The organism is Limosilactobacillus mucosae, from assembly GCF_046939755.1.
Taxonomy (GTDB): Bacteria; Bacillota; Bacilli; order Lactobacillales; family Lactobacillaceae; genus Limosilactobacillus; species Limosilactobacillus mucosae_A.
The window spans coordinates 1-13,915 of record NZ_JBKZAY010000002.1 but is presented as its reverse complement, the minus strand read 5'-3'; the positions used below and the strand labels follow the sequence as shown (position 1 = coordinate 13,915).

The 13,915-nt window shown below is 45.5% G+C and carries 11 protein-coding genes; 8 read left to right on the top strand and 3 right to left on the bottom strand.

Annotation, left to right across the window (positions count from 1 at the left end; translation table 11 throughout):
• The first annotated feature begins 22 nt into the window (after positions 1-22).
• The 4 genes from ACLUWI_RS01000 to msrB all read left to right on the top strand — a co-directional run bounded on the left by ACLUWI_RS01000 (position 23) and on the right by msrB (position 3,852).
• Complete coding sequence (locus ACLUWI_RS01000) at positions 23-1,477, top strand: UDP-glucose--hexose-1-phosphate uridylyltransferase (protein WP_412145789.1); 1,455 nt, start codon at positions 23-25, stop codon at positions 1,475-1,477.
• A gap of 32 nt (positions 1,478-1,509) precedes the next feature.
• Positions 1,510-2,496: a LacI family DNA-binding transcriptional regulator gene (locus ACLUWI_RS00995; RefSeq protein ID WP_412145788.1), complete on the top strand. Its 987-nt coding sequence runs from the start codon at positions 1,510-1,512 to the stop codon at positions 2,494-2,496.
• A 168-nt stretch (positions 2,497-2,664) separates the two neighbouring features.
• Positions 2,665-3,267 carry a nitroreductase family protein gene (locus ACLUWI_RS00990; RefSeq protein ID WP_412145787.1) on the top strand — a complete coding sequence of 201 codons (603 nt, stop codon included), beginning with the start codon at positions 2,665-2,667 and terminating at the stop codon, positions 3,265-3,267.
• A 159-nt stretch (positions 3,268-3,426) separates the two neighbouring features.
• Positions 3,427-3,852 (top strand): peptide-methionine (R)-S-oxide reductase MsrB, encoded by a 426-nt coding sequence (gene msrB, locus ACLUWI_RS00985; RefSeq protein ID WP_412145786.1) that lies wholly within the window; start codon positions 3,427-3,429, stop codon positions 3,850-3,852.
• A 60-nt stretch (positions 3,853-3,912) separates the two neighbouring features.
• Here msrB and ACLUWI_RS00980 read toward each other — a convergent pair whose 3' ends face one another.
• Both ACLUWI_RS00980 and ACLUWI_RS00975 read right to left on the bottom strand, forming a co-directional pair.
• The gene (locus ACLUWI_RS00980; RefSeq protein ID WP_412145785.1) at positions 3,913-6,126 is read right to left on the bottom strand and encodes an alpha-galactosidase; all 2,214 of its coding nucleotides are present in this window, start codon (positions 6,124-6,126) and stop codon (positions 3,913-3,915) included.
• Positions 6,127-6,225: 99 nt separating this feature from the next.
• Positions 6,226-8,184 (bottom strand): glycoside-pentoside-hexuronide (GPH):cation symporter, encoded by a 1,959-nt coding sequence (locus ACLUWI_RS00975; protein ID WP_412145784.1) that lies wholly within the window; start codon positions 8,182-8,184, stop codon positions 6,226-6,228.
• A gap of 589 nt (positions 8,185-8,773) precedes the next feature.
• Between ACLUWI_RS00975 and ACLUWI_RS00970 the strand changes: the two genes are divergently transcribed.
• The gene (locus ACLUWI_RS00970) at positions 8,774-10,051 is read left to right on the top strand and encodes a dicarboxylate/amino acid:cation symporter (RefSeq protein ID WP_412145783.1); all 1,278 of its coding nucleotides are present in this window, start codon (positions 8,774-8,776) and stop codon (positions 10,049-10,051) included.
• 79 nt (positions 10,052-10,130) lie between these two features.
• Positions 10,131-11,927: an oligoendopeptidase F gene (gene pepF / locus ACLUWI_RS00965; RefSeq protein ID WP_412145782.1), complete on the top strand. Its 1,797-nt coding sequence runs from the start codon at positions 10,131-10,133 to the stop codon at positions 11,925-11,927.
• A 67-nt stretch (positions 11,928-11,994) separates the two neighbouring features.
• Here pepF and ACLUWI_RS00960 read toward each other — a convergent pair whose 3' ends face one another.
• The gene (locus ACLUWI_RS00960) at positions 11,995-12,453 is read right to left on the bottom strand and encodes an Lrp/AsnC family transcriptional regulator (protein WP_412145781.1); all 459 of its coding nucleotides are present in this window, start codon (positions 12,451-12,453) and stop codon (positions 11,995-11,997) included.
• Between the two features lie 189 nt (positions 12,454-12,642).
• Between ACLUWI_RS00960 and ACLUWI_RS00955 the strand changes: the two genes are divergently transcribed.
• Positions 12,643-13,137 (top strand): universal stress protein, encoded by a 495-nt coding sequence (locus ACLUWI_RS00955; protein WP_412145780.1) that lies wholly within the window; start codon positions 12,643-12,645, stop codon positions 13,135-13,137.
• Positions 13,138-13,374: 237 nt separating this feature from the next.
• Complete coding sequence (locus tag ACLUWI_RS00950) at positions 13,375-13,911, top strand: GNAT family N-acetyltransferase (protein ID WP_412145779.1); 537 nt, start codon at positions 13,375-13,377, stop codon at positions 13,909-13,911.
• Positions 13,912-13,915: the final 4 nt, after the last annotated feature.

Here is a 13,915-nt window from a genome sequence, read left to right as displayed (position 1 = left end):
TTTTGAGAAAGAGGTTTGTGACATGGAACTCATTGAAGAATTTGCAGAAAAAGCAATTGCCAGTGGTGCTTTTCAACCAATGGATAAGATTTATGTGATGAACAAGATTCGGGCGCTGGTTGGTGATGAAGATGTTAAAGCACAGCCAGACACGCCTTTAGCTAGCCAGTTGGTAGAATTGGCAGTTCAGCGTGGCAAGATTGAGGACGGTCAGACAGCGCGTGAAATCTTAAATGATCAGCTGTATGATCTGCTGACACCAACGCCATCGCGGGTCAATGATACGTTCTGGCAAAAGCATGAACAGGCTCCTGAACAGGCAACGGATTGGTTTTATGATCTGTGTACCAGTAATGACTATGTTAAGGTATCCGCAATTAAGAAAAATATTGAGTTTACTAAAAAAGTCAATGATGGCAACGAACTAGAGATTACAATCAATCTTTCTAAGCCCGAAAAAGATCCTAAAGCAATTGCCGCCGCTGCTCATGATACGCAAAAGAAGTATCCACAATGTGCGCTTTGCATGGAAAATGAAGGCTACTTGGGACGTCTGGGACATGCAGCCCGCAGCAACCATCGAATCATTCGGATGACGATTGGCGGCAAGCAATGGGGCTTCCAATACTCACCATATGCTTACTTCCATGAACACTGCATTTTCTTGGATGCCAAACATGAACCAATGGAGATTAATCAACAGACGTTAATCAACCTGATTGAAATTGAAAAACAGCTGCCTCACTACTTTGTCGGCAGCAACGCAGATCTGCCAATCGTTGGCGGCTCCATGCTGGCCCATGAGCATTATCAAGGCGGTCGGCACACCTTCCCAATGATGAAGGCGCCAATTAAACAAGAACTGGAATTTAAAGACTATCCAGACGTCAAGGCCGGCATTGTTGACTGGCCAATGAGTGATCTGCGTTTGACCAGTACCAACGACCAGGCTTTGATTCAACTGGGAACGCATATTATTGACGTCTGGGATCACTATGACGACTCAGAACTTTCATTGAAGGCCTTTGATGGCGAAACGCGGCACCACACCGTAACGCCGATCATGCACCGCAATGGCGATGAATTTGTGCTTGACTTGGTTTTGCGAGACAATAATACTAGTAAAGAGTACCCACTGGGCATCTTCCACCCACATGAAAAGCTCTGGCACATTAAAAAGGAAAACATCGGCCTGATTGAAGTCATGGGCCGGGCCATTCTGCCAGCTCGTTTGAAGAGTGAATTGGAAGAAGTCAAGAAGTACTGGCTCAATGAACCAAACAAGATTGCCGACAGTCATCTGCCATGGGCTAAAGAAGTTCAGGCACGGCATGATGATATCAATGCTGAAAACGTTGAAGAGATTTTGGAACAAGAAGTTGCTCAAGTCTTTGGCGATGTCTTGGCTGATGCCGGTGTCTTTAAGCGCGATGCCCAAGGTCAAGCTGGCTGGCAGCGGTTCGTTGAACAACTGTAACCAATTTTGACCAAGGAAGGGATGGTTTTTAAATGGCAGTAACGTTAAAGGACATTGCAGATCGTGCGGGGGTTTCACTGGCAACAGTATCGAGAGTTTTAAACAATGACCCTCAGCTGTCAGTTGGTGAAGAGACACGGCGCAAGATTCTGACGATTGCCGAAGAGCTGTCCTATACTAAAAAACATCGGCGCAATGCTGCTACCGGCCATAAGATTGCCGTTATTCAGTGGTATTCACCAGCGCGGGAACTGGATGATCTTTACTATATGAATATTCGCCTGGGGGTTGAAAAAGAAGCTCAGCAGGTTGGGTATACGACGGCAACGGTTTTCGACACGCATTTGGAACAGATTCCTAATGATGTCAGCGGTATTGTAGCAATCGGCAAGTACAGTCAAAAACAGATCGACCAGCTGCAGCGTTTCAACAAGCCAATCGTTGTGATTGACTATGATGAACTGGCCAATGGCTGTGATTCGGTTTTGCCGGATTTTGATGGCGGCATTAAGCAGGCTGCTGACTTTTTGGCCGATCGATATACCAAAATCGGCATGATTGCTGGTCAGGAAAAAACGACTGATCAAAAGCCAGTCAACGATTCACGACGCGAAACTTTTGCTCAGACTTTAAAAACTAAAAATCTTTACCGCTCAGAATGGTTTATGATGGGCGATTACTCAGAAAAGAGCGGCTTTGACCAGATGCAGCGCCTTTTGCAGCTCGCTGATCGTCCCCAAGCCGTTTTGATTGCCAATGATGCTATGGCAGTCGGTGCTTTGCGTGCTCTACATGAAAAGCAGATCGACGTGCCACATGAAATGGCGCTGATCAGTTTTGATGACACGTCAATTACTCATTACACTTATCCAACCCTGACCTCGATTCACGTTCCGACCGATCAAATGGCGGCGATGGGACTTGAACTGCTGGGTCGCCGCCTGCAGAACCCAGATCTGGCTCCGCAGCGCGTAGTAGTCGGTACCAAGTTGGTTTTGCGACAAAGTACCGAAAAATGATCAAAAAATCCTAAGTTACACATTAATAATTGCTGACTCCTGCTGGGCCATTTTGGCTGGTGGGAGTTTTATTTTAAAAACTTACTTTTTATAAGCTAAAACCATTTACAAAAAGTAAGTAACAAGATATAATACAAACAACAAATCATCAGAAAAAGAGGAACGACTATGACAAATCAATTTACTCAACTTCAAGAAAAGCGCCGCTCCATTTATGCATTAGGCAAAAACGTTAAAGAAGACAAGCAGACGCTAGTTGATCTGATCGAAAAAACGATCGAGCTGTCGCCATCCGCATTTAACAGTCAAACGGTGCGTGCGGTAATTACTTTTGGTCAAGATTCCGACCGGGTTTGGGATATCGTATTGGCTGAGTTGCGCAAAGTTGTAAAAGATGATGAAGCATTTGCTAAGACGCAAGCCAAGGTTAACAGTTTTAAGGCTTATGGTACGATTCTATACTTTACTGAGACCGCAACCGTTAAACAGTTGGAGAATGATTTTCCAGCATATGCCGCTAACTTTGCAGGTTGGGCGGAACAGGCAATTGGCGGAGCTCAGCAGGCAGTTTGGGAAGCCTTGGCCGTTCAAGGACTAGGGGCGTCACTACAGCACTATAATCCGCTGATTGATGAAGCGATTGCCAAGGCGTTTGATATTCCAGAGACTTGGCAGTTGCGGGCTGAAATGCCTTTTGGATCCGTTGAGGCACCAGCCGGCGAAAAAGACGTCATGTCTGCTGAAAAGCGGTTTAAGGTATTTGGCGCTTAATAAACTTAATAATAGAGCGATCTGAGAAATTCAGGTCGCTTTTTTGATAGCGTAGGCATATTTTTACGCCAAAACGATGCCAAATGATACAATGACCAAAATCAAAACGCTGAATGATAAGCAATCAATCGTTTGACAAGTATGAAATGAGGGATTGAGATGACTGACAAAAACAAGCTGACTGAAATGCAGTACCGCGTTACACAAGAGGCCGCTACTGAACCGCCGTTTACCGGCAAATATGATCAATTTTTTGAAAAAGGCATCTATGTTGACATTGTCAGTGGCGAGCCGCTGTTTTCTTCACTGGACAAGTTTGATTCGGGCTGTGGCTGGCCAGCATTTACCAAACCAATTGCCAAGCTGAAAGAAAAGCGCGATCAGTCGTTTGGTATGGAAAGAACAGAGGTGCGCAGTCTGCAGGCTGATTCGCATCTGGGACATGTTTTTTGCGATGGGCCACTAGATCGCGGTGGTCTGCGCTACTGTATCAATTCGGCCGCCCTGCGCTTTATTCCGTTTGATCAGCTTGAAGCAGATGGCTATGGTGATTATCGCAGTCTATTTGAAGCAGATGATAAGTAACATACATAAATAAAAACCGTACCGGCAGCTGTCAGTACGGTTTATTTATTGTTGATGCTATTAGTCAACGGCTTTAACGATAAACATGTCAGCGTGGAAATCAGATGGTACCTTTGGCGATTGCAGGCGGTTCATGACGCGTGGCACGAAATAGCCGGCATTCATCAATTCGGCACCGGAGAAGACTTCTGAACCATCATTGACCGTGTAGCGACGTTCTGGATCCAAGCCTTTAAAGTAATAGCGGATGTAGGCAGGGTTGGCACCGTTAAGGATTTGATAGCGCATGCCGATAGCCGTCTTTTTATCCGGACTGACGGTTTCCCAGCCATAGACGTTTTCGTTGGTGTCTGGCGTTTCTAGACGATAGAATGTTCCAAACTGGAAAAGCTTGCGATATTGCTTATAAAAAGCTACCTGCTGCTTGATAGTAGCCTGCTCTTTATCGCTGAGCTTAGTAACGTCCAACTCGTAACCAAACGCGCCAAAGTAAGCTACCTTTGCCCGCGTATCGATTGAGGTCAACCGGCCGACTTGATCATTTGGTACGGCTGAAACGTGGGCGCCCCACATTGAAGGCGTGTAGCCATAGGAGGTGCCATCTTGGATCTTGATGCGTTCAATAGCATCAGTGTCATCGCTGCACCAGGCTTGCGGCGCGTAGTACATCATGCCCAGATCAAACCGGCCGCCACCAGAGGCACAGGATTCAAACAAGACATTCGGGAAGGCTTTGGTCAAACGGTCATAGAGGTCGTATACGCCTAAGATATAGCGATGCGAGAATTCCAACTGCTGATCGAAAGGCAGGTTGGCCCCGTACATTTCGGTGATATTACGATTCATGTCCCATTTGATGTAGTCCAGCTTGGCATCTTGAATGATGTGGCTCATCAACTCAAACAGATAGTCAACGACTTCCTTGCGGCTCATGTCCAAGACGAATTGGTGACGGCCCGGCGTCTGACCGCGGCCCGGCGTCTTGATCATCCATTCTGGGTGAGTCTGATAGAGCTTGCTGTCAATTGAGATCATTTCCGGTTCAAACCAGAGTCCAAACTTCATGTCGAGATCGTGAACGCGCTTGGCAAATCCGGCAATGCCATGATTGAACTTCTTTTCGTCAACGAACCAATCACCCAAGCTGGAGCGGTCGTCATCGCGATGTCCAAACCAACCATCGTCAAGCACGAACATTTCAATTCCCAGTTCCTTAGCACGCTTAACGATTGGCATTAATTTGTCTTCGGTAAAGTCCATGAATGTGGCTTCCCAGTTGTTGATCAGAATTGGCCGTTCCTGGTGGGCAAAACGAGGGTTAATCAAGTGCTGGGCATAAAAGACGCCCAACTGCTGAGAAAGCGCGTTGAAGCCATTGTCGGTATAGCTGAAGATGGCTTCTGGAGTTTGGAAAGAGTCGCCTTCATTAAGCTTCCAGCCGAATTCATCAGGGTTGATGCCAATCAAAACGCGCGTGGTATCAAATTGGTCAACTTCGATCGAATCCAAAAAGTTGCCTGAGTAGACAAAGTTAAAGCCGAAAACAGCCCCTTGGTTATTGTCAGTGTGTGGCCGGGCCAGCATAAAGAATGGATTTTCCTGATGACTGGAAGCCGTCCGCAGACTCGAAATGCTTTGCGTGCCGGGACGCAGGCGATTACGGTGCAGGTGCCGTTCCCGTGACCAGGAGCCGGCAAACTGAATGAAGTCGTAATCCGCATCCGGCAAATCGAGTTGGGCACTCAAGGCGCGATTTAAGAAGACAGTTTTGCCATGGTTGATAAACGTTGCACTGCGGACAATTACGTCTTCATCAGCAAAAACGGTGTAGTGCAGCTGCAGCTCTAAATCGCCATCTGCCAAATTAACGGTCAGCGTCTGAGAATCATTGCTGTCATCGGCAAAGGTTGAGGGAAGGCCATTCAGCCGTGCTTTGCCATCTTTGATCTCATAGTCGCGGTATTGGAATTCCGAGGTCCGTGAGCCGTTTGGATACGTGATCTGAAAAGCAGGATAGCGGTAGTCGCCCTTACCCAGTCCGGCATATTCCTGTTTTAACAGTTCAGCTTGAAACTCAACGTCTTCATCAGTCCGCGTGTTGGTACAGTCATGTTCTTCACGCGTGTTGAGGTTGGCGTAGTCGTCTTTGAAGGGAATCTTTGGACCATAATAAAGCTGACCTAACGAGCCATCCTCAATGACATGAAAAATATAGCTGGTGTGCTTGGTCTGCAGGTGAAATAGTTGATTGTTGGCATTAACTTGGATACTCATATTAAATTCCTCCATGAATAAATGACAAACAAAAAGCCCGACTGCTGCAGCCGAGCTTTTTTAAGGCCAACCGACTTTTTGATCATTCAATTAGTCTAATTAGTCTTTCTTGACTTCGATTTGCATAATGGTGTCGCCTACTTTGACTTCGCCATCTTGTTTGACATAAGTCAAGGTATACTTAGGCGATTTTTCGGACTTGGTAAAGGCAATCATGACCGTATCATCATGTCCTGCTTTTTTAATTGCAGGTGCCCAGAATTCCATCAGCTTTTCTCCGCTGGCAACATGCTGGCCTTTGGTAACATAGCTGATAAAGCCGGTCCCACGCATTTGAACCGTATCAACACCGACGTGAATCAAGACCGGAACGCCATTATCGGTTTCCAGACCAATTGCGTGACGAGTGGTTGGGAAGTCAGCAACAACGGTTCCTGAGAATGGAGCAAAGACTTGGCCATCAGATGGCTTAATGGCAATTCCTAAGCCCATAGTACCATCAGCAAATGGCTTAGAGCCGACTTGAGACAGTGGCATCAAATTACCGCTGACTGGAGCTTTGAAGTCGATAACCAGATCTTTGGCCAGGTTGGCATCTTCAGCCAGTTCTTCACGAACGCTGTCATTGCCTTCCAGGTGTTGGTGCCAGGATTGTTCCAGTTCGTCAACGATTTGAGCGTGCATCTTCTCATCCAGCTTAACCTTGCTCTTGAAGCACAGAACACCTAAAAGAATCAGAATTGCAGGAACGGCGAACATCATGAGTTTGAAGATTCCCGCACCGTGAGCCGTAATGTCGGATGCCGTAGCACCAGAGATCATACCGGCAGCCGTAGCCGTCATCCCAACGACACCACCGGCAACGGCACCACCGAACTTGTCCAGCAGTGGACGAACGGAAAGCGTAACGGCTTCGTCACGGTGACCAAGCTTCAATTGACCGTATTCAACCGAGTCAGTAATGATCATCAAAACAACCATAAAGATCAGTGGCTGTGGCAACATGTAAATGGCACCACCAAGAATAACCATTGGCAGAGATTGACCAGCAAAGGCAAAGATTGCCAAACCAATCAGCAGAACCAAAATTGAGTAATAGAAGACCTTCATCCGACTGAACTTCTTAGCCAGCGCAGGGAACAGAGCAACCGTAACGGCACCGATAACACCGTTGATCAGTGCATACAGCGTGTAGGTGCTTGCCCGCCCCAGAATGTAGGTGAAGTAGTAAAGTTGGAAAGAATTAACGATCTGAACCCCAGTCGTGTAAACCAGGTAGGTAACAGCAATTGCCATTAATTGGTCATTATGAAGCAGAACGCCAAAGACCTTCTTGAAAGTAGTGTTTTCTTTGTTTTCACGCAGTTCATTCTTCTTCTCGTGCGTGAAAACACCAACCCCGCAGGCCGTGATTGCTGAGATTGCAGCTACGATAGCGGCAAATGCGAACCAACCGCGACTGTCACCGGAACCGCCATTCGAGCTGATGGAAAATGCCAAGACGATTGGCATAACAACCACACCGACCAGCTGGCCGCCAAGCGTTGAACCAACCCGGGCGAAGGTAGCCGTCTTTTCACGTTCTGCCGAGTCAAATGAAATAGCAGGAATCATTGACCAGAAAGCCACGTCGTTAAAGGAATAGAAAATATCCATCGTAATATATAAAATTGCAAATACGACGAGGTACAAAACTGGATTCTTGTAGGTCAGACCCCACAGATTAGTGAACAGCAGGGAAATTGCAACGGCAGAAACGATCCCACCGGCAACGACCCATGGCTTAAAGTGACCCCACTTAGTATCGGTCTTGTCGATAACGTTACCGATAAATGGGTCAATGACCAATTCAACGATCCGCAGCACCATAATGGTAATCGTAATGAAAGAAACCATGTGGGCTGCTTGGCCACCACTGTTGCTGTTGAACAGGTGACCAGTAACAAACATCATAAAGTAAGTCGACAGCATCCCATAGAACATATCGTGCCCGAAAGCACCAAATGAATATGCGATCCGAGAAGCCATCGATTGTGACTTAGAACTCGCCTCATTCATAATCTAGCCTTCCTCCTTGAAAAGACATTTACTTAAAACTCTCTGGGATTATATTAAGCGCTTTCAAAGATTAAATCAATAAAAAATAGTAAAAAATTTAGTTAAAAATATTGTTAAGAGATGATCAAAACGTTTCCAAGGCGTCATGACGGCTTTTATACCGTGGATAAAAAATTTGGCGAACCTTATTAATTTAAGACTTGATTATTTTCGGAAATTATTAAAATTCCACTCTGAGAAATCGTTTACAATAAATGGGAAATCCGGATGCTACACAACTTGTTACCGAACAAATCAGTTTAATATAAAAATAATTGTTCACTTTTTATAAATAACAGTGTAAAATAAGCTTTCGGATACAGCTGAACTTAATTTGTGAGTGAAATAACGATACAAAAACCAAAATTTTTACGTACTTTTGCGACCGCATGTTTTTAATAATTCGTACCAGATAGAGTGGGCTTTGCTGGAACTGATTCTGGTGTGGCCCATTAATTTGGAAATAATTTGAACGCGGCCGGTTATTCAACCATAAACTTATGAATGCATCGTTAATACAATCCAAATAAGCGGAAGGATGGAACATCATATGAAACGTTATCGCTTTGGCCGATTATCGCTCGGTTGGCAGATTATGATCGGACTTGTTTTAGGGATTATTGTTGGGGCTATGACCTATCAAAATACTGGCGCCATCAAGGTAATGCAGAGTCTGGGTACGATCTTTCTGCGACTGATCCAGATGATCGTAATGCCGATCGTAATCTCATGTTTGACGGTAGGGATTGCCAATATCGGCGACATTAAGAAACTTGGCCGAATCGGGGTTAAGACTTTGATCTACTTTGAGGTTTTGACAACGATCGCGCTGCTGTTGGGGATGGTTGCCGGTAACATTCTGCATCCCGGGACCTATATCAACATTCACGAATTGCATGCATCAGATATCTCTCAATATCTGACCACGGCTAAATCTGCATCCAAGCACAGTGGCTTTTGGGATTTGCTGATTGCAATCGTGCCAACCAATATCTTTAAGTCGATTGCAGATGGTGACATGCTGCCGGTAATCTTCTTCTCAGTCTTCTTTGGAATGGGCGTGGCTTCATTAGGCGAAAAAGGCAAAATCATTATTGATTTTATGAATGCCGTTTCGGAAACCATGTTCAAGGTAACGAACTGGGTAATGAAGTTCTCGCCAATTGGGGTCTTTGGCTTGATTGGAATGACGATTGCCGAAATGGGGCTGAAAGCATTGCTGCCATTGGGGCTATTTGTGGTGATTGCTTACGTAACGATGATCGTTTTTGTGGTTGTCGTTTTGGGAATTGTTGCCAAAATTTTCCATCTGCGCTATTGGAAAACGATGCATGTAATAACGGAAGAAATCATCCTTGCGTTTTCAACGGCCAGCTCTGAAGCAACTTTGCCGCGGCTGATGGCTAAAACGCAGAAGATGGGTGTTGATAAAGGGATTGCCTCGTTTGTAATTCCAACCGGTTATACGTTTAATCTGGATGGTTCGGCAATCTACCAGGCTTTGGCTGCGTTGTTCTTGGCTCAGGCTTATGGCATTCATCTGACGATTGCCCACCAGATTACGCTGTTGGTTGTCTTGATGATTACTTCTAAAGGGATGGCCGGGGTGCCAGGGGCTTCGTTTGTTGTCTTGCTGGCTTCGGTATCAACGATTGGCGTACCGGTTGCCGGGTTGACGTTTATTGCCGGGATTGACCGGTTTGTCGACATGGGCCGGACGGTGGTCAACGTGGTCGGTAATACGATTGCAACGTTAGTCATTGGTCAATCTGAAAAATCGTTGGATCACGAAAAATACAATCAATATTTGGATAACTATCAAGGCTAAAAATAAAGCATCGCTGAGAAATCCGGCGATGCTTTTTTGTATAATTAAGTAAGTTAGATTAAAGAAAGGACGGAAAACAATGGAAAAACAGCTTAAACGCAACGAAGTACCTAAAGCACTTAAATGGGATCTGACGCTGTTGTATGAATCAGATGAGGCAATGAAGCAAGCTCTTGCCAAAACGCAACAGAAAGCTGCTGAGCTTGCCAAAACGGCTGGTCGCTTTGCCAGTGATGGTCAGACCTTTTTAAGAAATCTAAACGAAAACAAAACGATTGACGAAGAGCTGGAACGCGAATTTGTCTATGGTATGCTGCGACGAGACAGTGACACGACGGATTCAGCGGCGGTAACGCTCTATGGTCAAGTCGTCAATGCTGCAACTGCAATCGAAGCTGAATTAGCCTTTATTCAGCCAGAATTGACGGCTATTGACGATGAGGACTTTGCCAAGCTGATGGAAAGTGAGCCGGGACTTACCGAGTATCAATATGAGATGACCAAGTTGCGGCGGCAGAAAAGACATGTGCTCTCCAAGGCCGAAGAAACGCTGCTGGGCCATTTGAACAAGTCGCTGGACAGTGCTGAAGAAATCTACAATACGCTTAATGACGCGGATCTGAAATTTGGCAAGGTTCATGATGAAAAGGGGCAGTTGGTTGAACTGACACATGGTAATCGCAGCCAGTTCAATGAGTCGCAAAATCGTTCCGTGCGCAAGGAAGCCGTTTTGGCATATGAAAAACCGTACCATGAGCTGCGCAATACCTTTGCTCAAACACTGAACAGCTTTATCGGCACGGAAAGCGCACTGGCTAAGATTCGCCATTATCCAAGTGCACGCGCGGCCGCTTTAGGAGCCAACAATATTCCAGAAAGCGTCTACGATACGCTGGTGGCGACTGTCAATCGGCATCTTGATCTGGTTTATCGTTGGTATGAGCTGAAGAAGCGGGTTCTTGGTCTGGACAAGATGTACAAATATGATGTAAATGTACCGTTGGCTGGTGAGGACATGCTGAAGACGACTTTTGAGCAAGGCAAGCAGTTGACGTGGGAAGCATTGCAGGTAATGGGGCCAGAGTATCTGAAGGGCTTAAAAAACGAATTTGACCATCGCTGGATCGACGCGGCTGAAAATCTAGGCAAGCGCTCTGGTGGCTATCAAGTAGGTGTCTATACGGCAAATCCATTCATTTTACTTAATTGGACTGATAAGCTTTACAGCACGTTTGTTTTGGCGCATGAATCCGGTCATGCCATGCACAGTTGGTTTGCTCAGCAGGCACAACCATCGGAATATGCTGATGCACCGATCTTTTTGGCAGAAGTGGCATCAACGTTTAATGAAAACATCTTAACCGACTATCTGTTGGAAAAATACCGGGATGATCCTAAAAAGCTGATCTTTATTCTGGAACAATATATTACCGGCTTCATCGGTACGATTTATCGGCAGACGCAATTTGCTGAATTTGAAGACGCGGCCTACAAAGCAGAGCAAAATGGCCAGACGCTGACGGCCGACTATTTGGATCAATTAAGCGGTGAGCTGGTTAATAAATACTATGGTCCAGCAGTTGAAGAAACTGGCACGCGAACGCAGAGCTGGGCTTATGTACCGCATTTTTACATGAACTACTATGTCTATCAGTATGCAACTTCCTGGGCAGTATCAACGGCGCTTTCTGAGGCAGTCTGGCAGCATGAGCCGGGAGCTCTGCAGCGTTACCTGGATCTGCTGCGGGCTGGCGGCAGTGATGATCCCGTAACACTGTTAAAACATGCGGGAGTTGACGTTACTGACAGTCAATATTTGGAGCGTGCGTTTGCCTTATTTGAAGAACGTCTGGATCAGATTGAAAAAATGCTTTAATAGGAATTTACAGGATTTGCATTATTGACTCAAAAAACGCCTGCGATCATGACCGCAAGCGTTTTTTTTAGTTTTTAATTTCTTCTGGCTGCGGCAATTTAACGCCTCGATGATCGACGCTGGTTGAAAAGACGATCTGAGTACTGGTTTTGCCAAAGCGCTGCTGGATTTCGTTGATAAAGTTATCAAGGTCTGAAGTGGAAGGGAAAACGACTTCCATAACCTCGGAAAAATCACCGGTGACGCAATTGCATTCAATAACATTGGGAACCTGAGCAATATAAGGATAAAATTCCTTCTTTTGGCGTGGTTCCAATTGCAGCTGAACGAAGGCCTTAACGTGATAATCCAGTTTTTCCAGATTTACGCTGGTGTGAAAACCGGTGATGATGCCGGACTTTTCCAGCTTGTTGATTCGAGCGGCAATAGCTGGTGAAGAGATGTAGCAGGCTGCTGAAAGCTCCTTTAATGAGACACGGGCGTTTTCCTGCAGCATGTTGATAATTTGACGATCGATCTTGTCCAATGAAATCCACTCCTTTTAACTAATCACAAAATAATGTCTTTAAATTGTGAAAAAATACAATGTAAATGGTTTATTGTCAAAATAATTTAACTAATTATTGCTTTTTCGCCCATAAAAATCAAATGATTCCGCTGTCATTATGGTACAATAGGGATAACAATTAAGTCGTGTGAATTGGAGGTCATAACTATGAATCAAGAATATCAAAACATTCTCGTCCCTGTTGATGGTTCCAAGCAGGCAGAACGGGCACTGAACAAGGCAATTGCAGTTGCAAAGCGTAACGATGCACACATTGATATCCTCAATGTTATCGACACGCGGGCAATGGCTTACAACTTTGCCGGTATGTCAGACAGCAGTATCGCTTACCAGCTGGTTGACAAGTCAAAGGACTATCTGGATGAACTGTATGACAACGCAAAGCAAAAGCAAGGCTTTGACAACATTGACATTCACATCCGTCTGGGCAACCCAAAGACGGTTATCTCCTTTGACTTCCCACGCGATCACAAAAACGATCTGATCATGATGGGTGCTTGTGGGCTGACTCGTCTGCAGCGGGCAATGGTTGGTTCAGTTACATCCTTTGTTAAGCGGAATGCTCCCGTTGACGTTTTGGTAGTGCGGACCGACTTAAACAACGAGGTACCAGCTGACGAAAAGGACGCTAAGAAGAAATAAGCTTAATTAAATAAACCATTCAAAGGTCGTAATCCAAGGTGTCGGGTTACGGCTTTTTGCTATTTTAACACTCATTTTGATATGTGACGATTATGTTTTTAATAAATTTCTCATCTTTTCTTGCCAAAAAGTTGGCTTTTCCCATATAATGAGCTTGCATCAAACGAATTTGGAGGGATATTTATTTATACGATTCGCAAGGCCGAGCCTGAAGACGCCGGCCAGATAGTACCGTTAATGTCTTTGATTTATGATGAAATGGAACTGGAGGAATTTGAGTCGGTTCCCGACGAAGACCCCCAGAGGATGATTTATAATGCTTACCGCGACCGGGCCTTGCTTGGCTATGTGGCAACCACGTTTGTCGCAGAAGTCGATGGTCGAGTCGTGGGGATGGCGTTTGGCTATCCAGACAACAACGAAACTGCGGTCAACCGAGTATATCAAGAAGCCGCGGCCCCAATTCCATCAATTCGCGATGTTGATTTCTTCGCGGATCCGGAGTCATTTGCCAACGAGTTTTATCTGGATTCACTGGCAGTTGATGCTGATTATCGCGGGATGGGGATTGCAACGGCTCTGATTGATGCGATTATTAAACATGCAGCCGCTTTGGAATACGAAACGATCGGCTTAAACGTCGATGTCGCCAACCCGAAAGCAGAGCGGCTGTATCGTCGCTTAGGATTTGATGACGCGGGCCAGATTATGATAGGTGATCATTGGTATCGCCACTTGCAGCGATCAACTTCCCAAGCACTGTTAACTGAATAATAAA

Bases quoted from the DNA above. Each gene is read 5' to 3' on its own strand.
- msrB (WP_412145786.1), top strand. From the start codon at position 3,427: ATGACTGACAAAAACAAGCTGACTGAAATGCAGTACCGCGTTACACAA.
- ACLUWI_RS00995 (WP_412145788.1), top strand. From the start codon at position 1,510: ATGGCAGTAACGTTAAAGGACATTGCAGATCGTGCGGGGGTTTCACTG.
- ACLUWI_RS00975 (WP_412145784.1), bottom strand. From the start codon at position 8,184: ATGAATGAGGCGAGTTCTAAGTCACAATCGATGGCTTCTCGGATCGCA.
- ACLUWI_RS00990 (WP_412145787.1), top strand. From the start codon at position 2,665: ATGACAAATCAATTTACTCAACTTCAAGAAAAGCGCCGCTCCATTTAT.
- ACLUWI_RS00980 (WP_412145785.1), bottom strand. From the start codon at position 6,126: ATGAGTATCCAAGTTAATGCCAACAATCAACTATTTCACCTGCAGACC.
- ACLUWI_RS00950 (WP_412145779.1), top strand. From the start codon at position 13,375: ATGTCTTTGATTTATGATGAAATGGAACTGGAGGAATTTGAGTCGGTT.
- ACLUWI_RS01000 (WP_412145789.1), top strand. From the start codon at position 23: ATGGAACTCATTGAAGAATTTGCAGAAAAAGCAATTGCCAGTGGTGCT.
- ACLUWI_RS00970 (WP_412145783.1), top strand. From the start codon at position 8,774: ATGAAACGTTATCGCTTTGGCCGATTATCGCTCGGTTGGCAGATTATG.
- pepF (WP_412145782.1), top strand. From the start codon at position 10,131: ATGGAAAAACAGCTTAAACGCAACGAAGTACCTAAAGCACTTAAATGG.
- ACLUWI_RS00955 (WP_412145780.1), top strand. From the start codon at position 12,643: ATGAATCAAGAATATCAAAACATTCTCGTCCCTGTTGATGGTTCCAAG.